Origin of the sequence: Streptomyces sp. NPDC087300 (genome assembly GCF_044744425.1) — a bacterium.
In the GTDB taxonomy this organism is placed as follows: Bacteria; Actinomycetota; Actinomycetes; order Streptomycetales; family Streptomycetaceae; genus Streptomyces.
Map to the genome: position 1 here is coordinate 289,083 of NZ_JBIUYI010000010.1, position 21,275 is coordinate 310,357.

The following is a 21,275-nucleotide window of genomic DNA, read 5'->3' on the forward strand; positions in this document are numbered from 1 at the left end:
GTCCGAGTGGTCGCCTGCTGCCTGGCATTGGGGTTCCTCGTGATCGGAGGAAGCACCACCTGGTCGTGGTTCACGGGCTCCTCCGAGGCCGACATGCTGCTCTGCTCCGCGTTCTTTCTCGTCGGAGCGGTCCTCGGACTCCTGTATTCCTTCGCGACGTCGCTCGCGATAACGGAAGACAGGCTGGTCGTCCGCAATCTGGGTCTTCTCGACTGGATTCCGCTTCAGGAGATCAAGTCCGTCGAGGCCGGATACGGCGGGCTGACGATCACGGCGCACGACGGGCGCGTGCTGCGTGCCCGTGCCGTGGAGAAGCCGAACTACGCGCGGTGGCTGGGGCGGCGGACGCGCGCGGACCGGGTCGTGGAGGAGATTCGCTTCGCGGCCGGTCTCACCACGGGCAGGCGCCTGCACGGTCGTGCCAAGGGATGATCATTACGTGGAAGTCGATTCCGCGGCGGCCCGGGAAACCGGTGGTGGTCGCTCGGCGTAGGAGCGGGCCCGTCGGGGGCATTCCCCTGATCCTGGCCGTCTCGGTGTTCGGCGTCTGGGCCATGGTCAAGGGGTGGGACGGGAACGATCCCGGAGAGATGCCCTTCTTGGGGGCCGCCCTGCTCGCGCTCACGCGGTTCATGTGGCGCGCTGTCGTCCGGCCTCGGGTCGATGTGTACGCGGACGGATTGCGAGTTATCGGGTTCTTTTCCCGTTACTGGATTCCCGGCGTGGCCATACGTCGTATCGAACCCGCGGACGGCATGCGGGTCACCAGCGTCGAGGGCGATGTCGTCGAGGTGTTCGCGTTCTCGCGGTCGCTCCTCGACCGCGGGCAGGCCGCCGCCGGTGCGCGGCAGATGCGCCGCGCCAAGCCCGCCCGGCCGGGGCGTGCCGGCGAGGCGCCCGCCGTTCTTCGCGCTCCTGACTGGACCTGGGCCGATCTCCTCTTCGTGCCGATGCCGGTCATGACTCTTCTGGCCATGACCGGTGTTTATGGGACCTGGAACTGACCGGTCGGCCGGGCCTGTCGGGGTCAGAAGCTCACCGTGTGTGGTCTGCGCGGGCGGGGCAGGGAGTGGGTCGGGTGGAGAGGGGCGGGGGACGTCGTCGGGTAGTCGGGGACCGTGGGCTCGACGTGTTCGCCGTTCGCCATCGGGAGGGCCGCCAGGTACTCCTGGGGCAGGTCGAACGCCTCGACCAGGGGCAGCAGGTGCGGGGCGAGCGCCGCGGTCGTCTCGTCGATGGTGAGCGGCAGCGCGCGGACGTGGTCCGCGGCGAGATGACCGTCGGCCAGCAGGTCACCCGTGTGTTCGCCGAGTCGGCTGAGCAGGAAGAGGCGGCACAGGTCCGTGAGGAGCGCGCGTGCCTCGGGGGACTCGGCGTCCGCGATCGCCCCGAGGAAGGCGTCGGCCGCCCGCAGCACCGCGTGCGCCGCGACCATCCGCAGGGCGGACGAGGACGCGGCGTTCCAGCGGCCCACCGGGTCGCCCGCGGGGGCCCGGCGCAGCGCGGCGCGGGTCCTCTCCTGCCACAGCGCCTCGGCCTTCGCGAACAGCCCGCGTAGGAAGGGGAGGTTCGTCAACTCCAGATCCGCCACAGGGGTTTGGGCGGGATCGGCTCGCTCCGACTCGTGGTGGAAGACCATCTCGGCCGCCGCCTTCACCCAGATGACCAGGTTGTCGCCCTCGGCGGTGATCGCCCCCTCCAGGTTGAGCGGGAAGTCGGCGATGCCGTTGACGGGGAAGAGGCCCTGGGCGCCGCACCGTTCGCGGCACTCCACCGTGATGTCCCGCGCCTGCCAGGTGATCCAGCCCTTGGCGACGGCCACGAGGCGCTCGGTCGCGGCCCGGTCCTCGTCGGTGTGGCCGACCCACGCGGCGGTCACCGTCCGGTGCAGGAAGGTCATCGCGTACGACGTGGCGAGCGCCTCGGCGAGCCTGCCGTGGTGGCTGCGGTGGGCGTTCAGGGGGATGCGTTCGCCGGCCTTCGGGCCGCTGATGTGGCGCTGTTCCGCGTACCGCACGGCGATGGCCAGCGCGGCGCGGCTGACGCCGACGGCGGCGCCGCTCATGCAGAGCTTGCCGACGGTGACGCGGCTGATGGAGTGCAGGAACCGCTTGCGCGGATTGCCGAGGGCGCCGGTGACCGTGCCGTCCGCGCCGAGCCGACCGTGTGGCCCTTCGAGCAGCGCCTCCCTGGGCAGCCTGACCCGGTCGAAGGAGGTCAGGCAGTGGTCGACGGGGCTGCCGGTGCGCTCGGGCAGCCTGCGCGCCCGGATGCCGGGCAGCAGGCCCGTCTCGTCGCTCAGCGGGGTCAGGAAGAGGAAGACGCCCTGATCCTCGCCGTGGACCAGGAGCCGCGCCGCCACCACGGCGCTCTTGGGTCCGCCGGTGGTGCTGGTGTTGGGCATGAACTTCCGCGCCCCCGGAGTGGGGGTGTGCAGGAGGAAGCCGCCCGTCGCCGGGTCGAGTTCGGCGGTGGTCTGCAGGGCGGCCACGTCGTTCCCGTGGGCCAGCTCGGTGCAGAGGAACGTGCCCGTGCGGCGCATCGACGTGAACTCGGAGAGATCGCGCTCCGCGCCGGGATCGTGGTCGATGAGGCTGCCGAGGAAGAGGTTGTAGTGGATGCCCGCGAGCGTGCCGAGCCCGCCGTCCACGACGCCGGTCCACTCGTGCATGGCCGCGAGGCGCCGGGGATCGCGGGCCAGCGCCGTGGAGTCGACCGCGCCGTCCAGCAGCCGCAGCCTCGCGTAGGACAGGGCGGTCCGCTCGGCGGGCGAGAGGCCGGTGCGGTGGCGGAACTCCTGTCTCGATATGAGCCGTTGCCACGGTTCGTGGACCACGGTCCGCTCGGCGCCCTCGAAGAGGAGACGGATCAGGTCATCCGCGGCGGTGGGGGTGGTGGTGGCGGATTCCTGAGGGCGCGTCAACAAGGTCACGGATCTCTCCACATGGTGTCGAACGTGGTGGATGAAGAGGTGCTCTGTGCGGTGCCTGACTAAAGTTAAGGGACCAGTCGGTTTCTTTGTAAAGGCCCTTCAACGGTCGCGGACGTCATGCATCGCGTGACTGAAGTGGCCGGTGGTGACTGACTGTTCCTGTGTCCTGTCGGTCCGCAGTGGTTCGCGGACCGAATGGGCCGCCTGGCCCGCACGGTACCTGCCCGAGCATTGAGGAAACCAGGCAGTAGGTTTTATTCTCTCGGGGAGTCGCCATGCGTCACCGGGGCACGGGGGAGGGGCTCGGTGATGGGTTCGCGGGCCGTACGGTCCGCACGACGTGGCGCGGAGGTGCCCCATGGCTCGGCAGGAACGGGCGATCAGAACGCGACAGGCGATCCTGGTCGCGGCGGCCCAGGTGTTCGACGAGGTGGGGTACGAGGCCGCGACCATCTCGCAGATCCTGCGGAAGTCAGGAGTGACCAAGGGCGCCCTCTACTTCCACTTCGCGTCCAAGGAGGAGCTCGCCCAGGGCGTGCTCGCCCAGCAGGTCGAGGCGCTGCCCGTCGCACCGCCGCAGGAGCTGAAGCTCCAGGACGCCGTGGACCAGGCGCTGTTGCTCGCGCATCTGCTGAAGAAGGACACCGGCGACCCGATCGTGCAGGGCAGCGTCCGGCTCACCGTGGAACAGGGATCCGCCAAGGACGGCCTGGACCGGCGGGTGCCGATGAAGCAGTGGACCGAGCACACCCTGGAGATCTTCGAGCAGGCGAGGCAGGCGGGAGAGCTTCCGGCGCACGTCGACGTGGCACGCATCGCGGAGCTCTCCGTGGGCGCGTTCACCGGGGTCCAGCTGCTCTCGAACATCATGAACGACCGCGAGGACCTGGTCGAAAGGGTCGCCGACCTCTATCTGTACCTCCTGTCGGCCGTCGCGACCCCCGCGGTCCTCGCCCGCCTCGACTTCGCCCCGGAGCGCGGAGCACGCGTCTACGCGGCGGCCATGGAACTCGCCGCCGAGCGGGACGAGCGGGACGAGCGGGACGAGCGGGACGAGCAGCGCGGGCAGCGCGAGCAGGAGGACGACGACCCCGAGCCGGGCTGAGCCGGGGCGCGGGACGCCCGCCCGGCCGGTCGACAGGGGGCGACCGGCGCACCGACCCTCACCCGAGGAGGCGGTCCACCCCCGTCCATCCGTGCGGTGCCGAGGAGCACCGCGCGGCCGACTGATCGGAGTACACGATGGCGGGGACCGTATGCCCCTACGCGCTGGACGTCTCGGGGAGCGATCTCGCGGGTGAGGCCGCGCGGCTGCGGACCGCGGAGCCGGCGGTCCGGGTGGAGCTGCCCGGCGGGGTGATCGCCTGGGCGGTCGTCCGTCACGAGTACGTCAAGCGGCTGCTCACGGACCCGCGGGTGTCCAAGGACGCCCGGCAGCACTGGCCCGCTTTCATCGAGGGACGGATCAACCAGGAGTGGCCGCTCTACCCGTGGGTGGCCAACGAGAACATGCTGTTCTCGTACGGCGAGGACCACGCGCGGCTGCGCAGGCTCGTCGCGGGGGCGTTCACCGCGCGGCGCAGCGAGGCCCTCAGGCCCCGCGTCGAGGAGATCGTCGCCGAACTCCTCGACGACCTCGCGGCGCTGCCCGAGGGACGGCCGGTCGATGTGCGCTCGACGTTCGCCAAGCAGCTGCCGATGCGGGTGATCTGCGAGCTGTTCGGGGTGCCCGAGGAGACCAAGGGCCCGCTGTGCACGCTGATGGACACGCTGTTCAGCACCTCGGTGTCGGCCGTGGAGATGCACACGGCGCAGCTCGCGATCCACGGGCTGCTCGCCGAGATCGTGGCCGCCAAGCGGGCCGTGCCCGGCGACGACCTGACGTCCGCGCTGATATCCGCGCGCGACCACGGCGACGGCCTCACCGAGCAGGAACTCGTCGGCTCCCTGAACCTCCTGATCGCGGCGGGCGTGGAGACGACGAACACGCTGATCACCAATGCCGTCGGCGCGCTGCTCACCGACCGCCGCCAACTGGCGCACGTCCGCGAGGGCCGCGCCGCCTGGACCGACGTCATCGCCGAGACCATGGGGACACGCGGCCCCGGCGGCTACTCGCCGATGCGCTTCGCCGTCGAGGACATCGAGCTCGACGGGGTCCTCATCGAGCGGGGCGACCCGATCCTCGTCTCCTTCACCGGCGCCGTCCTCGATCCGGCGGAACACGGCGAGGACGCGGCCGTGTTCGACGTCCTGACGGCGCAGCGGCGCGACAACATCGGCTTCGGGCACGGCGCGCACTTCTGCATGGGCGCCCCGCTGGCCCGCATCGAGGCGGCGGTCGCGCTCGCCGGGTTCTTCGCCCGGTTCCCCGACGTCGACCTCGCCGTACCGGTCCAGGAGCTCGCGCCCCTGCCGTCGTTCATCGTCAACGGCTACCGCGAGCTGCCCGTGCTGCTGCGGCCCGCCACGTACCGGAGCGAGGAGTAGGCGGCCCATGAAGACGATCCGGATCGGGGTCCTCGGCTGCGCGGACATCGCGCGCCGCCGGATGCTGCCCGCGATGGCGGCGCGGGACGGCGTGCGGGTCGCGGCGGTCGCCAGCAGGGACGCCGCGCGGGCGCGGCAACTCGCGGCGCCGTACGACGCCAGGCCCGTGACCGGCTACGCCGAACTCGTCGAGCGGGACGACATCGACGCCGTGTACGTCCCGCTGCCCGCGGCCCTGCACGAGCGGTGGACGGAGGCGGCGCTGCGCGCGGGCAAGCACGTGCTCGCCGAGAAGCCGCTGACCACGGCGTCGGCGGCGACCGGGCGGCTGGTCGAGCTGGCCGCGGCTTCGGGCCTCGCCCTGATGGAGAACGTCATGTTCGTCCATCACTCCCAGCACGCCGCCGTGGCGAAGCTGGTCGCGGAGGGGGCCATCGGTGAACTCCGCGCCTTCCGCGCCGAGTTCGCCATCCCCCGGCTGCCGGACGACGACATCCGTCACCGCCCCGAGCTCGGCGGCGGCGCCCTGTGGGACGTCGGCGTCTATCCGGTGCGGGCCGCCCTGCACTTCCTGGGGGACGGGCTCGACGTCCTCGGTGCCACGCTCACCGAGGGGCCGGGGCGCGCCGTGGACACCGCGGGCGCCGCCCTGTTGAGCACGCCCGACGGGGTGAGCGCCCAGCTGACCTTCGGGCTCGATCACGCCTACCGTTCCGCGTACGAGATCGGGGGCAGCCTCGGCCGCCTCACGGTCGAGCGTGCCTTCACGCCGCCCGCCGGGCACCGCCCGTGCGTCCGGATCGAGCGGCGCACCGGCACCGAGGAGATCGTGCTGCCCCCGGACGACCAAGTGGCCGCCACCGTTGGGGCGTTCGCGGCGGCGGTGCGGTCGGGTGCGGCGCCGGACCCGGTGCTCGTCGAACAGGCGCGGCTGCTGGACGAGGTGCGCGAGCGGGCGGCCCGCCGCTGACCGGACCCCGGCAGGAGCGGCCTCAGTCGTACGGGCGCAGTTCCGGCGGGAAGCCGGTCCAGCGCAATTCCGCGGGCAGGTGCCGCATGTCGTTCTGGAAGAGCAGCGCGGCGGGCCTGCCGGGGGCGTAACGGATGGCGGTCAGGGCCGCGTTGGCGTGGTGGAGGCCGAGCCAGCGGCACGGCGGGGCGTCGAGGGCGGCCCTGACGAGCCAGGCGATCAGGAAGTTGTGGGTGACGACCAGTTCGTGGACGGGCTCGCCGCCGGGCACGGGACCGGTGAACAGGTCCAGGGCCCGCCGGGCGAGCGCGGGCCCCTCCTCGCGCTCGCGGGCGGGGAACCCGGCGAGGCGCTCCAGTGTCTCGTCGGCACTCTCCGGCGGCAGTTCGGCGCGCGTCGGCAGATACGGCAGGTAGTCCCCGGCGGGCTCACTGCGGTGCGCGGGGACGCCGTCGAGTTGCTCGCCGATCAGCCGGGCGGTCTCCTCGGCGCGGGGGAGCGGGCCGTGGTGGATCGCCGTGAGGGGGACGCCGCGCAGCCGTTCGCCGGTGAGGACGGCCTGGCGTCGGCCGGCGTCGGTCAGACCGCTCTCGTCCGGCGTGGCCTCGCCGTGCCGGACGAGGTAGAGGTGGCGGGTGGCGGAAGCGGTCATGCGGGGTGTCTCTCCCTCTGGAGCGATGCGGCCTGACGGAACGTGGCCTGACGGAGTGCGGCCTGGCGGAGTGCGAAGGAACGCGTGCGGTGCGGAGAGGGACGCCCCGTGTTCCCCGCCGGTTCCCCCGCCCGACCTGTACGTACAGTGGCGGAGCAGCACGAGCAGAGGAGAGCGCGACATGACCGCAAGCGAACCGACCTCCGCCGTCCTCGGCGGCCTCGACGCCGTCAAGGACGACCTCGCCGATCTGTACCGCGATCTGCACGCCCACCCGGAGCTGTCCTTCGAGGAGCACCGCACCGCCGCCGAGATCGCCCGCCGCGCCGCGTCGTACGGCTGCGAGGTCACGCCGGGCGTCGGCCGCACGGGTGTGGTGGCCGTCCTGGAGAACGGCGCGGGCCCCACCGTCCTGCTCCGCGCCGACATCGACGCGCTCCCGGTGACCGAGCGCACCGGACTGCCGTACGCCTCCCGCACCGAGGGCGTGATGCACGCCTGCGGCCACGACATGCATGCCACGTGCCTGCTCGGCGCGCTGCGGCTGCTGGCCGGCGCGCGGACTCAGTGGTCGGGGCGGGTCCTCGGTGTCTTCCAGCCCGCCGAGGAGACCGCGGGCGGCGCGCAGGGGATGCTCGCCGACGGTCTCTACAAGCGGTTCGGCACCCCGGACGTGGTGCTCGGCCAGCACGTCGCGCCGATGCCCGCGGGGATGATCGGCGCGCACGCGGGCCCGGCGTTCGCGGCGGCGGACGCGCTGCGGGTGCGGATGTTCGGCAAGGGCGGGCACGGCTCGCGCCCCGAGACGACGATCGACCCGGTGGTGATGGCCGCGTCGACCGTGCTGCGGTTGCAGACGATCGTGTCCCGGGAGATCGCGGGCGGTGAGACGGCCGTGGTGACCGTCGGTTCGATCCACGCGGGCACGACGGACAACGTCATCCCGGACGAGGCCGAGCTGCGGATCAACATCCGTTCCTACACGCCCCAGACGCGGGACAGGGTCGTCGCCGCCGTCGAGCGGATCGTCAAGGGCGAGGCGGCCACCGCGGGCGCCGAACGCGAGCCGGAGATCACGGAGATCGACTCCTTCCCCGTCCTCGACAACGACGCCGCCGCCGTCGAGCGGACCATGGCGGCGATCGGCGATGTCATCGGACCCGGCCTGATCATGGACCCGGGCCCGGTCACCGGCAGCGAGGACGTCGGATACTTCGCCACCGCCACGGACCCCGAAATCCCGCTCTGCTACTGGCTGTTCGGCGGCGCGGACCCGGCCGAGGTGATCGCCGCGCAGAAGGCGGGCACCTTCGAGCGGGACATTCCCTCCAACCACTCGCCGTTCTTCGCGCCGCTGATCGAGCCGACCCTGACCACCGGGGTCACGGCCCTGACGACGGCCGCGCTGGCCTGGCTCGGCGGCCGCCCTTCGTAGCAGGCCGGCCGCCGGGGAGGACCGGGTCTCAGCCCTTGTCCTCCAGGTCGCCCTCGGTCTCCAGGTAGGCCTGGCGGAGCGCTTCGAGCACCGCCGGGTCCGGCTTGGCCCACATGCCGCGCGACTCCGCCTCCAGGAGGCGTTCGGCGATGCCGTGCAGGGCCCAGGGGTTGTTCTCCTGGAGGAACTGACGGTTCGTCGGGTCCAGGACGTACGTCTCCGTGAGCTTGTCGTACATCCAGTCCGCGACCACGCCGGTCGTCGCGTCGTACCCGAACAAGTAGTCCACGGTGGCGGCGAGTTCGAAGGCGCCCTTGTAGCCGTGGCGGCGCATCGCCTCGATCCACTTGGGGTTCACCACGCGGGCGCGGAAGACGCGGGACGTCTCCTCGACCAGGGTGCGGGTGCGGACCGTCTCGGGCCGCGTCGAGTCGCCGATGTACGCCTCGGGCGCGGTGCCCTTGAGCGCGCGGACCGTGGCGACCATGCCGCCGTGGTACTGGAAGTAGTCGTCGGAGTCCGCGATGTCGTGCTCGCGGGTGTCGGTGTTCTTGGCGGCGACCGCGATGCGCTTGTAGGCCGTCTCCATCTCGTCGCGCGCCGCGCGGCCTTCGAGACCGCGGCCGTACGCGTAGCCGCCCCACACCGTGTACACCTCGGCGAGGTCGGCGTCGGTGCGCCAGTCGCGGGAGTCGATGAGCTGGAGCAGACCCGCGCCGTAGGTGCCGGGACGCGAGCCGAAGATGCGGGTGGTGGCGCGCCGTTCGTCACCGTGCTCGGCGAGGTCGGCCTGCGTGTGGGCGCGCACGTGGTTCTGCTCGGCGGGCTCGTCGAGGGACGCGGCGAGCCGGACCGCGTCGTCGAGCAGCCCGATGGTGTGCGGGAACGCGTCGCGGAAGAAGCCGGAGATGCGCAGCGTCACATCGATGCGCGGGCGGCCCAACTCCGCGTACTCGATGGCCTCCAGGCCCGTGACGCGGCGCGACGCGTCGTCCCAGACGGGGCGCACGCCGAGCAGCGCGAGCGCCTCGGCGACGTCGTCGCCCGCGGTGCGCATGGCGCTGGTGCCCCACAGGGAGAGGCCCACGGAGGTGGGGTACGCGCCGTTGTCGGACTTGTACCGCTCGATCAGCGAGTCGGCCAGGGCCTGGCCCGTCTCCCACGCGAGGCGGGAGGGGACGGCCTTGGGGTCGACCGAGTAGAAGTTGCGCCCGGTCGGCAGGACGTTGACGAGGCCGCGCAGCGGGGAGCCGCTGGGGCCTGCGGGGACGAAGCCGCCGTTCAGGGCGTGCACCGCGTGGTCGAGCTCGTCGGTGGTCGCGGCGAGGCGCGGGACCACCTCGCGGGCTGCGAACTCCAGGATGGCGGCGACCTGTTCGCCCTGGTCGGTGGGGACGGCGGACAGGTCCCAGTCCGCGTCGTCCATCGCCTGGACCAGGGCGCGGGCCTTGTCCTCCGCCTCGTCGGCGCTCACGCGCGTGGCGGCCGACTCGTCCAGGCCGAGGGCTTCGCGCAGACCGGGCAGGGCCGTCGTGCCGCCCCAGATCTGGCGGGCGCGCAGCACCGCGAGGACGAGGTTGACGCGGTCGGCGCCCGCGGGCGCGCTGCCCAGGACGTGCAGTCCGTCGCGGATCTGCATGTCCTTGATCTCGCAGAGCCAGCCGTCGACGTGCAGCAGGAAGTCGTCGAAGCCGTCGTCCCCGGGGCGCTCCTCCAGACCGAGGTCGTGGTCGAGCTTCGCGGCCTGGATCAGCGTCCAGATCTGGGCGCGGATCGCGGGCAGCTTGGCCGGGTCCATGGAGCTGATCTGGGCGTACTCGTCCAGGAGTTGCTCCAGGCGCGCGATGTCGCCGTAGGAGTCGGCGCGGGCCATCGGCGGCACCAGGTGGTCGATGAGCGTGGCGTGCACGCGGCGCTTGGCCTGGGTGCCCTCGCCCGGGTCGTTGACCAGGAAGGGGTAGATAAGCGGCAGATCGCCGAGCGCGGCGTCGGGACCGCAGGCGGCCGACAGGCCCGCGTTCTTGCCCGGCAGCCACTCCAGGTTGCCGTGCTTGCCGAGGTGGATCATCGCGTCGGCGCCGAAACCGCCGTCCGTCGCGGACGCGGCGATCCAGCGGTACGCCGCCAAGTAGTGGTGCGAGGGCGGCAGATCGGGGTCGTGGTAGATCGCGATCGGGTTCTCGCCGAAGCCGCGCGGCGGCTGGATGAGGATCAGCAGGTTGCCGCGGCGCAGGGCGGCCAGCACGATGTCGCCCTCGGGGTCGCCGCCGTTGCCCACCCGGGACTTGTCGAGGAACATCTCGCCCGGCGGCGGACCCCAGTGCCGCTCGACCGACTCGCGCAGCTCGGCGGGGAGCGTCGCGTACCAGCGCTTGTAGTCGGCGGCCGGGATGCGGACCGGGTTGGCGGCCAGCTGCTCCTCGGTGAGCCACTCCTGGTCGTGCCCGCCCGCGTCGATCAGCGCGCGGATCAGCTCGTCGCCGTCGCCGGACACGAGACCGGGGATCTCTTCGGTGGCCCCGAAGTCGTAGCCCTCGCCGATGAGCCTGCGCAGCAGCGCGACGGCGGACGCGGGGGTGTCCAGACCCACCGCGTTGCCGATCCGGGAGTGCTTGGTCGGGTAGGCGGAGAGCACCAGGGCGAGGCGCTTGTCGGCGGCCGGGATGTGCTTCAGACGGGCGTGCCGTACGGCGATTCCGGCGACCCGGGCCGCGCGCTCGGCGTCGGCCACATAGGCCGGGAGCCCGTCCTCGTCGATCTCCTTGAACGAGAACGGCACGGTGATCAGGCGGCCGTCGAACTCCGGCACCGCGATCTGGCTCGCGGCGTCCAGCGGCGACACGCCCTCGTCGTTCTCCTCCCAGGCCGCGCGGGACCCGGTCAGGCAGAGCGCCTGGAGGATCGGCACGTCGAGGCCGGTGAGCGCGCCCGCGTCCCAGGACTCGTCGTCACCGCCCGCCGACGCCTCCGCGGGCTTGGTGCCGCCCGCGGCGAGCACGGTGGTCACGATGGTGTCGGCGGCGCGCAGCTCCTCGATGAGCTCCGGCTCGGGGGCGCGCAGCGAGGCCACGTACAGCGGCAGCGGGCGGGCGCCCGCGTCTTCGATGGCGCCGCACAGGGCGTCCACGAACGCGGTGTTGCCGCTCATGTGGTGGGCGCGGTAGTAGAGCACCGCGACGGTCGGGCCCTCGACGGCGCGGGCGGTGCGCTCGAGCGGGCCCCAGGAGGGGGCGGGCGCGGGCGGCTCGAAGCCGTGGCCCGTGAGCAGCACGGTGTCGGAGAGGAAGCGGGCCAGCTGCTCCAGGTTGGCTGGGCCGCCGTGCGCCAGGTAGGCGTGGGCCTCCGCGGCGATGCCGACCGGCACGGTGGAGGAGGCCATCAGCTGGGCGTCGGGGGCCTGTTCACCGGTGAGCACGACGACGGGCAGGCCGCTCGCGGTCAGCTGGTCGAGGCCGTCCTGCCAGGCGCGGACACCGCCGAGGAGGCGTACGACGACGAGGTCGGCGCCGTCCAGGAGCGCGGGAAGCTCGGCCAGGTCGAGGCGCGATGGGTTGGCGAACCGGTAGTCGACGGGACCCCCCGCAGCACGGGCGCTGAGCAGGTCGGTGTCGGAGGTCGACAGCAGCAGAAGCATGCGGGCGCAGGCCTTCCTCGGGGTGTCCGCGCCCCGGGTGGTCGTGTTGGACGGCAGGAGTTCCTGGCTCACCCCACGTCGGTGGGGCTCACAGTGGCGGGACCGCGCCGGATTCGCACCGGGCTTCCTCCATCGGGTCCTGGTGGACCCACGCCGTCGCTGGCGTCGACGGACCTGGCGGTCCGCCGCCTGCATAGTAAGTCCTGCCCAGGTCGCGGTGGGCGGCCACCTGCCAGGACGGCCGGTATCGGGAGGCGCCCCGCCGGATCCGCGTGGGTATGCTCGCCGCCATGCCGCCCACCCGAGCAACCTCCACACAACAGGGCGAATCCCTCATACGCGACCGGGGCGACGCCTGCCCCGGAGCCCTCCGCCTGCACCGCGCCGACGACGGCGGCCTGGCCCGACTCCGGCTGCCCGGCGGCCTCTTGACGTCCCGTCAGGTCGACGTCCTGGCCACCGCCGCCGAGCGGCTCGCGGACGGTCACCTCAGCATCACCTCACGCGGCAACGTCGAGCTGCGCGGCCTCGGCGAGACCTGCGGCGGCGCACTCTCGGCGCTCCTCTCGGACGCGGGCCTGCTCCCCTCCGAACGGCACGAGCGCGTCCGCAACGTGGTGGCGTCGCCGCTGGCCGGAATCGACGGACTCGGCCACGCCGACGTGCAGTTGTGGGCCCGTGAGCTGGACGGACTCCTCTGCGCCGAGGAGTGGACCGCGGAGCTCTCCGGCCGCTTCCTGTTCGCCGCCGACGACGGGCGCGGGGACGTGGCGGGGCTCGGCGCCGATGTGACCTTGATCGCAGAATCGGCGGGCACGGCGCTGCTTCGGCTCGGCGCCGCCACGTTCCGGGTGCCGGGCGCCGAGGCTCCCCGTGCCGCGCTGGCCGCGGCCGGGGCGTTCCGCACGGCCGCGCTGGCGGCGGGCAACGGCGCCTGGCGGGTGGCCGAGCTGCCGGCCGGGCGGGCCGTCGAGGTGGCGCGGGCGCTGGCGGACGCGGGCGTTCCTGCGACGGCGGCCGCGGCCCCGGCACCGGTCGCGGGGACGACGGTTCAGGGCCCGCCGCCTCCCGGCGTCCTCGGCGGTGCCGTGCTGGTCACGGCCCCGCTGGGACGGGTGAGCGCGGCCCAGCTGCGCGCGCTGCTGCCCGCGCCCGGCGACGAGGTACGGGTCACGCCCTGGCGCGGATTCGTCGTGCCCGGGTTCACCGACGAGGCCGCGCGGGAGCGCCTTCGGGTCCTCGCCGACGCCGGGTTCGTGACCGAGCCCGCGTCGCCCTGGCTCGGCGTCGGCGCCTGCACCGGGCGGCCCGGCTGCGCCAAGTCGCTCGCCGACGTCCGCGCGGACGCCGTGCCCGGCCGCGCCGGACTCCCCGTCCACTGGTCGGGCTGCGAGCGCCGGTGCGGGCATCCGCACGGCGACTGGGTGGACGTCCTCGCCACGGCGGACGGCCGCTACGAGGTGACCCTGCGCACCGGCGGCTCGGTCGTGCCCGTGGCGGGCGCCACCGTGACGGAGGCGGTCACCACCGCCCGTACGCCCCCGCACCCGACCTGACCACGCACATGACGACGCCCCACGACCACGACGACCACGACGGCCGGAACGGCCACGAGATGAGCGAGAGCACAGTGTTCGACTACGAGAAGGACGGCGCGGCGATCTACCGCGAGTCCTTTGCCACCATCCGCGCGGAGGCGGACCTCGCGGGCCTGCCCGCCGACGTCAGCCAGGTCGCGGTGCGGATGATCCACGCCTGCGGGATGGTCGACCTCGTGCGCGACCTCGCCTTCAGCCCCCGGGTGGTGGCCGACGCCCGCGCGGCGCTGCGCGGCGGCGCGCCGATCCTCTGCGACGCGAACATGGTCGCGAGCGGCGTCACGCGCAAGCGGCTGCCCGCGGACAACGAGGTCATCTGCACGCTCGCCGACCCGTCCGTGCCGGACCTCGCGGCGCGCCTCGGCACCACCCGCAGCGCCGCCGCGCTCGAACTCTGGCGCGACCGCCTGGAGGGCTCCGTCGTCGCCATCGGCAACGCGCCCACCGCGCTCTTCCGCCTCCTGGAGATGATCGAGGAGGGCGCCCCGCGCCCGGCCGCCGTGCTCGGCATCCCGGTCGGCTTCGTCGGCGCCGCCGAGTCCAAGGACGCGCTGGCCGGACACGCGTCGGGGATCGAGTACCTGGTCGTACGGGGACGGCGCGGCGGCAGCGCGATGGCCGCGGCGGCGATCAACGCGATTGCGAGCGAGGCGGAGTGAACACCGAAACCACCCAAGACGCCCTGCGGGGACGGCTCTACGGCGTCGGCCTCGGGCCCGGCGACCCGTCGCTGATGACGCTGCGCGCCGTCGAGGTCATCGCCGCCGCCGACGTGGTCGCCTACCACTCGGCACGGCACGGCCGCTCCATCGCCCGCTCGATCGCGGCCGCGCACATCCGCGCCGACCACATCGAGGAGGCGCTGGTCTACCCCGTCACCACGGAGGGCACGGACCACCCCGGCGGCTACCGGGGCGCGCTCGACGACTTCTACGAGGCGGCGGCGGCCCGGCTCGCCGCACACCTCGACGCGGGCCGCACGGTCGCCGTGCTCGCCGAGGGCGACCCGCTCTTCTACGGCTCCTACCAGCACATGCACAAGCGCCTGGCCGACCGCTACCCGACCGAGGTGATCCCCGGCGTGACCTCGGTCAGCGCGGCGGCCGCCCGGCTCGGTGAGCCCCTGGTGGAGGCCGAGGAGGTCCTCACGATCCTGCCGGGCACGCTCCCCGAGGAGGAACTCGCGGCGCGCCTCGCGGCGACGGACTCGGCGGTCGTGATGAAGCTCGGCCGCACCTTCGGCAAGGTGCGCGGCGCCCTGGAGCGCACGGGCCGGCTCGACGAGGCACGGTACGTCGAGCGCGCCACCATGGCGGGCGAGCGCACAGGGCGGCTGGCCGACGTGGACCCGGAGTCCGTGCCGTACTTCTCGGTGGCGGTGCTGCCGAGCAGGGTGGCCCCGCTGACCGGCGGGCCCGCCGCGCGCAGCGCCCCGGAGGACCGCGGCGAGACGGGCGACGTGGTCGTCGTCGGCACCGGACCCGCGGGCCCGCTGTGGCTGACCCCCGAGACGCGCGGCGCGCTCGCGGACGCCGACGACCTGGTCGGCTACACCACCTACCTGGACCGGGTGCCGCACCGCCCCGGCCAGCGGCGGCACGGCTCCGACAACCGCGTCGAGTCCGAACGCGCCGCGTTCGCCCTGGAGCTGGCGCAGCGCGGGCGGCGCGTCGCGGTCGTCTCCGGCGGCGACCCCGGCGTCTTCGCGATGGCCACGGCCGTCCTGGAGGTCGCCTCGCGACAGGAGTACGCGGACGTCCCCGTGCGGGTGCTCCCCGGGGTGACCGCGGCCAACGCGGCGGCCGCCCGCGCGGGCGCCCCGCTCGGCCACGACTACGCCACGCTCTCCCTCTCCGACCGGCTCAAGCCCTGGGAGGTCATCGCGGAGCGGCTCGCGGCGGCGGCTTCGGCGGATCTGGTCCTCGCCCTCTACAACCCCGGCTCGCGCAGCCGCACTTGGCAGGTCGGCAAGGCGAGGGAGCTGCTCCTCGGCCACCGGGCGCCGGACACCCCCGTCGTTCTCGCCCGTGACGTCGGCGGGCCCGAGGAGAGCATCCGCATCGTCCGCCTGGCCGATCTGGACCCCGCCGACGTCGACATGCGCACGCTGCTCATCGTCGGCTCCTCCCAGACGGTGGTTACGCGGCGGCGCGGGGGCGGGGAACAGGTCGTCTGGACGCCGCGGCGCTATCCGGAGGGCTGAGGGTCTGGGCGTACGGCTGTCCCTGCGGGCACGTGGGGGCTGGCCGCGCGGTTCCCCGCGCCCCCTTACGGGGCACCCCCGCGCCGCTCAGGGGCACGGGGTGCCTGCTTCTAGGTGCGCGGGGAACCGCGCGACCAGCCACGAACAACCCGCACCTATCCACGCAGCAGACGAACCCAGTCAACCGCCGCCTCGGGCCGGCCGACCACCGCGACCCCGCCGGGGTGGGCGGGCCGCCGGACCACCACGACAGGAACCCCCGCCTCACGCGCGGCGACCAGCTTGGGCGAGGTGGCCGCACCCCCACTGTCCTTCGTCACCACCACATCGATCCGGTGCCGACGCAACAGCTCCCGCTCCCCGTCGAGGGAGAAGGGCCCCCGGTCGAGCAGCACCTCCATGCGCGCCGGGCACGGCGGCTCGGGCGCGTCGACGGAGCGTACGAGAAACCACAACCGGTCAAGCCCGCGGCCCGCGAACGCCGCGAGCCCCATCCGCCCCGTCGTGAGGAACACCCGCTCGCCCAGCGCGGGCAGGACCCGCGCCGCCTGGTCCAGGGAATCGACCATGTGCCAGTCGTCGCCCGGCTCCGCGACCCAGCCGGACCTGCGCAGCGCGAGCAGGGGAACATGGGTCGCGGCGGCGGCCGCCGCCGCGTTGAAGGAGATCGTCCCCGCGAAAGGATGGGTGGCGTCGATGAGCGCGTCCACGCGGTGCTCGCGCAGCCAATCGGCGAGCCCTCCTGCCCCGCCGAAGCCGCCGACGCGGACCTCGCCGGGCGGCAGCCGGGGCGCGGCGACCCGCCCCGCGAGGGAGCTGGTCACCCGCGTCCCCGCGACACCCGCGAGCAGTTCCGCCAGGCGGCGCGCCTCGGTCGTTCCCCCCAGAATCAGTACGTGCACGGAGTTCGTTTTCCCTCATGAGTGAGCCACAGGAGCAAGGCCGGCCCGGCGAGGCCAAGGGCGGGCGCGGTGCCCAACTCAAGCACACCGGTCTGCGGCCGGGATGGACGACCGGCGCCTGCGCGACGGCGGCCACCACCGCCGCCTACACCGCGCTGCTGACCGGCGACTTCCCCGACCCGGTGACCATCACGCTGCCCAAGGGCCAGACACCGGCCTTCGCGCTCGCCGCCGAGGAACTCACCGCGTCGTACGCCATGGCGGGCATCGTCAAGGACGCGGGCGACGACCCCGACGTCACGCACGGCGCGCTCGTGCGCGCCACGGTGCGGCGGCTGCCGCCGGGCTCCGGCGTGGTCTTCAAGGCGGGTCCTGGCGTGGGCACGGTCACCCGTCCCGGGCTGCCCCTCGACGTCGGGGAACCGGCGATCAACCCCGTGCCGCGGCAGCTGATGCGCGAGCACGTGGCGCGGGTGGCGGAGCGCGCGGGGGCCGCTCCCGACGTCGAGATCACCGTCTCCGTCGACCACGGCGCGGAGATCGCCCGCTCCACCTGGAACCCGCGCCTCGGCATCCTCGGCGGCCTGTCGATCCTCGGCACCACCGGGATCGTCGTGCCCTACTCGTGCTCGGCGTGGATCGACTCGATCCGGCGCGGCGTGGACGTGGCACGGGCGGCGGGCCGCACCCATGTCGCCGGGTGTACGGGGTCCACGTCGGAGAAGACGGTGATCGCCGAGTACGGCCTGCCCGAGGACGCCCTCCTGGACATGGGGGACTTCGCGGGCGCGGTCCTGAAGTACGTGCGCCGGCACCCCGTGGACCGCCTCACCGTCTGCGGCGGCTTCGCCAAACTCTCCAAGCTGGCGGTCGGCCACCTCGACCTGCACTCGGCCCGCTCCCAGGTGGACAAGCCCTTCCTCGCGGAGCTGGCCCGTACGGGAGGCGCGTCCGAGGCCCTCGCCGAGCGGATCGCCGCCGCGAACACGGGCCTGGAGGCGCTGCGCCTGTGCGAGGCGGCGGGGGTCCCGCTGGGCGATCTGGTGGCGACGAAGGCCCGCGACGAGGCCCTCGCGGTGCTGCGCGGCGCCCCGGTCGCGGTCGACGTGATCTGCATCGACAGGGCGGGCACGGTGGTGGGCAGAAGCACCCCGTAAGGGGCGCGGGGAACTGCGCGCCCAGCGCACGACGGCCCGCAGGACAGCACCGAGCCGCGGCAGCTCAACAAACGTGCCGATCCCTGTCGGCCGAATACAGATGACTGTCCCGGAACTGCTCCGCCCCCAACGTGCGACCGACCATGATCACAGCGGTACGCACGATCCCCGCCGACTTCACCTGCTCCGCGATGGACCCGAGCGCACCCCGAAGGATCACCTCATCGGGACGGCTCGCAAGAGCGACGACGGCGACAGGACACTCCGCCCCGTAATGAGGCAGCAGCTCCTCAACGACCCGGTCCACGTAGCCCGCGGCAAGGTGCAGCACGAGCAGCGCCCCACTGCGCCCGAGCGTGGCGAGGTCCTCGCCGGGCGGCATCGCCGTGGCCCGCTGCGCGATCCGCGTGAGGATCACCGTCTGCCCGACGGTCGGCACCGTCAGCTCCCGCTTGAGCGCGGCGGCGGCCGCGGCGAACGCGGGGACGCCGGGCACCACTTCGTACGGCACGCCCGCCGCGTCGAGCCGCCGCATCTGCTCGGCGACGGCGCTGAACACCGACGGGTCGCCGGAGTGCAGCCTGGCCACGTCGAGGCCCTGCTCGTGCGCGCGCGTCAACTCCCCGGTGATCTCGTCCAGGTTGAGCTGCGCGGTGTCCACCAGGCGTGCCCCGTCCGGGCATTCGTCGAGGAGCTCGACCGGCACCAGGCTGCCCGCGTACAGGCAGACCTGGCAGGCGGCGAGCGTGCGGGCGCCGCGCACCGTGATCAGGTCGGCGGCGCCGGGTCCCGCGCCGATGAAGTACACGGTCATCTCGTCAACTCCTGCTTTCCTGTGCCTTGGTGACAGACCATTGGGTGACCGGCATGGCCTGCCGCCAGCCGGTGAAGCCGCCGACGGGGACGGCCTGGGCGACCGCGATCCTGACCAGCTCGCCGCCGTGCCGCCGGTACCACTGGGCGAGCAGGGCCTCGGACTCCATCGTGACGGTGTTGGCGACGAGCCGGCCGCCCGTCGGGAGCGCGGCCCAGCACGCGTCGAGCAGGCCGGGCGCGGTCAGGCCGCCGCCGATGAACACGGCGTCGGGCGTGGGGAGTTCGGCCAGGGCTTCGGGCGCGGTGCCCGTGACGACGCGCAGCCCGGGAACGCCGAGCCGGTCGGCGTTGCGGGTGATCCGTGCGGCCCGTACGGCGTTCTTCTCGACGGTGACGGCGCGGCAGGACGGATGGGTGCGCAGCCACTCCACGGCGATCGAGCCGGAGCCGCCGCCCACGTCCCACAGCAACTCGCCGGGCGCGGGCGCGAGCGCGGCGAGGGTGGCGGCCCTGACGTGGCGCTTGGTGAGCTGCCCGTCGGATTCGTACGCCGCGTCGGGCAGGCCGGGCACGGCGCCGAGCCGGAGCGCCCCGGGGTCGCGGCGGCACTCGACGGCGACCACGTTCAGCGGATCGCCGGGCGCGTGCGACCAGGTGTCGGCGGTCCCCTCGTGCGCCGACTCCCGCTCGGAGCCCAGCTGTTCGAGTACGCGCAGGCGGCTCGGCCCGAAGCCGTGCTCGCGCAGCAGGGCGGCGATCTCACCGGGAGCGGCGGCGTTCGGGGCGAGGACGAGGACGCGGCGCCCGTCGTGCAGGGCGGCTGCGAGCCGCGCGGCGGGGCGGCCGACGAGCGTGACGACCTCGGTGTCCTCGACGGGCCAGCCCAGGCGCGCGCACGCCAGGGAGACGGCGGACGGGTGCGGAAGGACGTGCAGCGCGTCCGGGCCGAGCACCTCGGACAGGGCGCGGCCGATGCCGTAGAACATCGGGTCGCCGCTGGCGAGGACCGCGACGCGGCGACCGGCGTGGGCGGCGAGCAGCCCCGGCACGGCGGGTCGCAGCGGCGACGGCCAGGCGACGCGTTCGCCGGGGCAGTCGGCGGCGGGCAGCAGGTCGAGCTGGCGCGGGCCGCCGATCAGGACGTCGGCGCCGGCGAGGGCCGCGCGGGACGCGGCGGGAAGCCCGGCCCAGCCTTCGGCCCCGATCCCGACGACGGCGACGGGTATGCCGGAGGGGGCGGCCGGTGGTGCGGGGGTCACTTGCGGGTACCTCGGAATCGCTGTTCGGGAGGGGGCTGCGCAGCCGCACTCTACTGGTGACCAGGCGGCGTACCCTTATTGCACATTACTTGCAATAAGCCGCGCGGGCCGTTCCGCGCGGACCCCTGGGCAGAAAGGCCAATCCGCGATGGGCTCTGTGGTGGTGCTCGGCATCGAGTCGTCCTGCGACGAGACGGGCGCGGGACTCGTCCGCGACGGGCGGCTCCTGGGCCATGCCGTCGCGTCGAGCATGGACGAGCACGCCCGGTACGGCGGCGTCGTCCCGGAGATCGCCGCCCGCGCCCACGTCCACGCGCTCACGCCCGTGGTCCGCCGCGCCCTGGACGAGGCGGGCCTGCGGATGTCCGACATCGGCGCGGTCGCGGTGACCACGGGCCCCGGGCTCTCCGGCGCCCTCCAGGTCGGTCTCGCGGGCGCGAAGAGCCTCGCGTACGCCCTCGACGTGCCGCTGCACGGCGTGCACCACCTCGCCGGGCACGTCGCCGCCGACACCCTGGAGCACGGCCCGCTGCCCGACCCCTGCATGGTCCTGATCGTCTCCGGCGGCCACACCTCGCTCCTGCTCGTACGCGACCTGGCGCGCGACCCGATCCTCCACCTCGGGGACACCCTGGACGACGCGGCGGGGGAGTGCTTCGACAAGGTCGCACGGGTCTTCGGGCTGCCCTACCCCGGCGGTCCCGCGATCGACCGGGCGGCCAGGGACGGCGACCCCGCGGCGGTGGCGTTCCCGCGCCCGCTCACCGGTCCGCGCGACGACCCGTACGCGTTCTCCTTCTCCGGCCTGAAGACGGCCGCCGCGCGCTGGGCGGAGGGCCACGCGGGGCGCGCCCTGCCGGTCGCCGACGGGGCGGCGGCGCTCCAGGAGGCCGTCGCCGACGTGCTGACCCGCAAGGCGGTCGCGGCCTGCCGCGCGTACGACGTGGGCACGCTGGTGGTGGTCGGCGGCGTCGCGGCGAACTCGCGCGTGCGGGCGCTCGCGGGGGAGCGGTGCGCGGCGGCGGGCATCGAGCTGCGGGTGCCGCCGCTGCGGCTGTGCACGGACAACGGCGCGATGATCGCCGCGGTCGGCGACCTGCTGGTGCGCGCGGGGGCGGACCCGGCCCCGCTGGACGTGTCCATCGACCCGTCGGCGCCGCTGGAGTACGCGGCGCTTCAGCCGGTGGGGCGGGGGCGTTGAGCGGGGGCGTTCATCTTGCGCGGGCG

The 21,275-nt window shown here is 73.8% G+C and carries 17 protein-coding genes and 1 riboswitch; of the genes, 11 read left to right on the forward strand and 6 right to left on the reverse strand.

Translation table 11 applies throughout. The features are described from left to right. The first annotated feature begins 39 nt into the window (after positions 1-39). Both ACIO9J_RS35715 and ACIO9J_RS35720 read left to right on the forward strand, forming a co-directional pair. Positions 40-432 carry a hypothetical protein gene (locus ACIO9J_RS35715; protein WP_402008713.1) on the forward strand — a complete coding sequence of 131 codons (393 nt, stop codon included), beginning with the start codon at positions 40-42 and terminating at the stop codon, positions 430-432. Continuing rightward, on the forward strand, positions 429-1,004 hold the full coding sequence (locus ACIO9J_RS35720) for a hypothetical protein (RefSeq protein WP_402008715.1): 576 nt from the start codon (positions 429-431) through the stop codon (positions 1,002-1,004). Before ACIO9J_RS35715 ends, ACIO9J_RS35720 begins: the two co-directional genes overlap by 4 nt. Before the next feature lie 23 nt (positions 1,005-1,027). Here ACIO9J_RS35720 and ACIO9J_RS35725 read toward each other — a convergent pair whose 3' ends face one another. Continuing rightward, positions 1,028-2,932: an acyl-CoA dehydrogenase gene (locus ACIO9J_RS35725; RefSeq protein ID WP_402008718.1), complete on the reverse strand. Its 1,905-nt coding sequence runs from the start codon at positions 2,930-2,932 to the stop codon at positions 1,028-1,030. A 358-nt stretch (positions 2,933-3,290) separates the two neighbouring features. Here ACIO9J_RS35725 and ACIO9J_RS35730 point away from each other — a divergent pair, with 358 nt between their 5' ends. The 3 genes from ACIO9J_RS35730 (at position 3,291) to ACIO9J_RS35740 (ending at position 6,392) form a co-directional block, all read left to right on the forward strand. After that, entirely contained in the window at positions 3,291-4,037 is a 747-nt protein-coding gene (locus tag ACIO9J_RS35730; RefSeq protein ID WP_402008720.1) for a ScbR family autoregulator-binding transcription factor, read from the forward strand. 137 nt (positions 4,038-4,174) lie between these two features. Further along, positions 4,175-5,422 carry a cytochrome P450 gene (locus ACIO9J_RS35735; RefSeq protein WP_402008722.1) on the forward strand — a complete coding sequence of 416 codons (1,248 nt, stop codon included), beginning with the start codon at positions 4,175-4,177 and terminating at the stop codon, positions 5,420-5,422. A gap of 7 nt (positions 5,423-5,429) precedes the next feature. Continuing rightward, the gene (locus ACIO9J_RS35740; protein ID WP_402008724.1) at positions 5,430-6,392 is read left to right on the forward strand and encodes a Gfo/Idh/MocA family protein; all 963 of its coding nucleotides are present in this window, start codon (positions 5,430-5,432) and stop codon (positions 6,390-6,392) included. Positions 6,393-6,414: 22 nt separating this feature from the next. Here the strand turns inward: ACIO9J_RS35740 and ACIO9J_RS35745 are convergent, their stop codons facing one another. Further along, positions 6,415-7,044: a histidine phosphatase family protein gene (locus ACIO9J_RS35745; RefSeq protein WP_402008726.1), complete on the reverse strand. Its 630-nt coding sequence runs from the start codon at positions 7,042-7,044 to the stop codon at positions 6,415-6,417. A 181-nt stretch (positions 7,045-7,225) separates the two neighbouring features. Between ACIO9J_RS35745 and ACIO9J_RS35750 the strand changes: the two genes are divergently transcribed. After that, on the forward strand, positions 7,226-8,479 hold the full coding sequence (locus ACIO9J_RS35750) for an amidohydrolase (RefSeq protein WP_402008728.1): 1,254 nt from the start codon (positions 7,226-7,228) through the stop codon (positions 8,477-8,479). A gap of 28 nt (positions 8,480-8,507) precedes the next feature. On the opposite strand, the gene cobN is transcribed toward ACIO9J_RS35750, so the two are convergent. Then, the gene (gene cobN / locus ACIO9J_RS35755; protein WP_402008778.1) at positions 8,508-12,113 is read right to left on the reverse strand and encodes a cobaltochelatase subunit CobN; all 3,606 of its coding nucleotides are present in this window, start codon (positions 12,111-12,113) and stop codon (positions 8,508-8,510) included. A 34-nt stretch (positions 12,114-12,147) separates the two neighbouring features. After that, positions 12,148-12,286, reverse strand: a riboswitch (cobalamin riboswitch). A 105-nt stretch (positions 12,287-12,391) separates the two neighbouring features. On the opposite strand from cobN, the gene ACIO9J_RS35760 reads away from it, so the two are divergent. The 3 genes from ACIO9J_RS35760 (at position 12,392) to ACIO9J_RS35770 (ending at position 15,914) form a co-directional block, all read left to right on the forward strand. Continuing rightward, positions 12,392-13,669 carry a cobalamin biosynthesis protein CobG gene (locus tag ACIO9J_RS35760; protein ID WP_402008730.1) on the forward strand — a complete coding sequence of 426 codons (1,278 nt, stop codon included), beginning with the start codon at positions 12,392-12,394 and terminating at the stop codon, positions 13,667-13,669. Positions 13,670-13,743: 74 nt separating this feature from the next. Further along, entirely contained in the window at positions 13,744-14,370 is a 627-nt protein-coding gene (locus ACIO9J_RS35765) for a precorrin-8X methylmutase (protein ID WP_402008780.1), read from the forward strand. Between the two features lie 23 nt (positions 14,371-14,393). Continuing rightward, positions 14,394-15,914 carry a precorrin-2 C(20)-methyltransferase gene (locus ACIO9J_RS35770; protein ID WP_402008782.1) on the forward strand — a complete coding sequence of 507 codons (1,521 nt, stop codon included), beginning with the start codon at positions 14,394-14,396 and terminating at the stop codon, positions 15,912-15,914. 155 nt (positions 15,915-16,069) lie between these two features. On the opposite strand, the gene ACIO9J_RS35775 is transcribed toward ACIO9J_RS35770, so the two are convergent. Beyond that, complete coding sequence (locus tag ACIO9J_RS35775) at positions 16,070-16,816, reverse strand: cobalt-precorrin-6A reductase (RefSeq protein ID WP_402008732.1); 747 nt, start codon at positions 16,814-16,816, stop codon at positions 16,070-16,072. Positions 16,817-16,833: 17 nt separating this feature from the next. Here ACIO9J_RS35775 and ACIO9J_RS35780 point away from each other — a divergent pair, with 17 nt between their 5' ends. Beyond that, the gene (locus ACIO9J_RS35780; protein WP_402008734.1) at positions 16,834-17,973 is read left to right on the forward strand and encodes a cobalt-precorrin-5B (C(1))-methyltransferase; all 1,140 of its coding nucleotides are present in this window, start codon (positions 16,834-16,836) and stop codon (positions 17,971-17,973) included. A gap of 64 nt (positions 17,974-18,037) precedes the next feature. Here the strand turns inward: ACIO9J_RS35780 and cobM are convergent, their stop codons facing one another. Together cobM and cbiE are read right to left on the reverse strand one after the other, a co-directional pair. Beyond that, positions 18,038-18,787, reverse strand: a complete 750-nt coding sequence (gene cobM, locus ACIO9J_RS35785) for a precorrin-4 C(11)-methyltransferase (protein ID WP_402008736.1) — start codon at positions 18,785-18,787, stop codon at positions 18,038-18,040. A gap of 4 nt (positions 18,788-18,791) precedes the next feature. Continuing rightward, positions 18,792-20,048: a precorrin-6y C5,15-methyltransferase (decarboxylating) subunit CbiE gene (cbiE, locus tag ACIO9J_RS35790; RefSeq protein ID WP_402008738.1), complete on the reverse strand. Its 1,257-nt coding sequence runs from the start codon at positions 20,046-20,048 to the stop codon at positions 18,792-18,794. Positions 20,049-20,196: 148 nt separating this feature from the next. Between cbiE and tsaD the strand changes: the two genes are divergently transcribed. Continuing rightward, positions 20,197-21,249 (forward strand): tRNA (adenosine(37)-N6)-threonylcarbamoyltransferase complex transferase subunit TsaD, encoded by a 1,053-nt coding sequence (gene tsaD / locus ACIO9J_RS35795; RefSeq protein ID WP_402008740.1) that lies wholly within the window; start codon positions 20,197-20,199, stop codon positions 21,247-21,249. Positions 21,250-21,275 lie beyond the last annotated feature (26 nt).

Excerpts from the sequence above, each read along its gene's own strand:
- ACIO9J_RS35720 (WP_402008715.1), top strand. The coding sequence starts at position 429 with ATGATCATTACGTGGAAGTCGATTCCGCGGCGGCCCGGGAAACCGGTG.
- ACIO9J_RS35730 (WP_402008720.1), top strand. The coding sequence starts at position 3,291 with ATGGCTCGGCAGGAACGGGCGATCAGAACGCGACAGGCGATCCTGGTC.
- ACIO9J_RS35735 (WP_402008722.1), top strand. The coding sequence starts at position 4,175 with ATGGCGGGGACCGTATGCCCCTACGCGCTGGACGTCTCGGGGAGCGAT.
- ACIO9J_RS35740 (WP_402008724.1), top strand. The coding sequence starts at position 5,430 with ATGAAGACGATCCGGATCGGGGTCCTCGGCTGCGCGGACATCGCGCGC.
- ACIO9J_RS35745 (WP_402008726.1), bottom strand. The coding sequence starts at position 7,044 with ATGACCGCTTCCGCCACCCGCCACCTCTACCTCGTCCGGCACGGCGAG.
- ACIO9J_RS35750 (WP_402008728.1), top strand. The coding sequence starts at position 7,226 with ATGACCGCAAGCGAACCGACCTCCGCCGTCCTCGGCGGCCTCGACGCC.
- cobN (WP_402008778.1), bottom strand. The coding sequence starts at position 12,113 with ATGCTTCTGCTGCTGTCGACCTCCGACACCGACCTGCTCAGCGCCCGT.
- ACIO9J_RS35760 (WP_402008730.1), top strand. The coding sequence starts at position 12,392 with ATGCTCGCCGCCATGCCGCCCACCCGAGCAACCTCCACACAACAGGGC.
- ACIO9J_RS35780 (WP_402008734.1), top strand. The coding sequence starts at position 16,834 with ATGAGTGAGCCACAGGAGCAAGGCCGGCCCGGCGAGGCCAAGGGCGGG.
- cobM (WP_402008736.1), bottom strand. The coding sequence starts at position 18,787 with ATGACCGTGTACTTCATCGGCGCGGGACCCGGCGCCGCCGACCTGATC.
- tsaD (WP_402008740.1), top strand. The coding sequence starts at position 20,197 with ATGGGCTCTGTGGTGGTGCTCGGCATCGAGTCGTCCTGCGACGAGACG.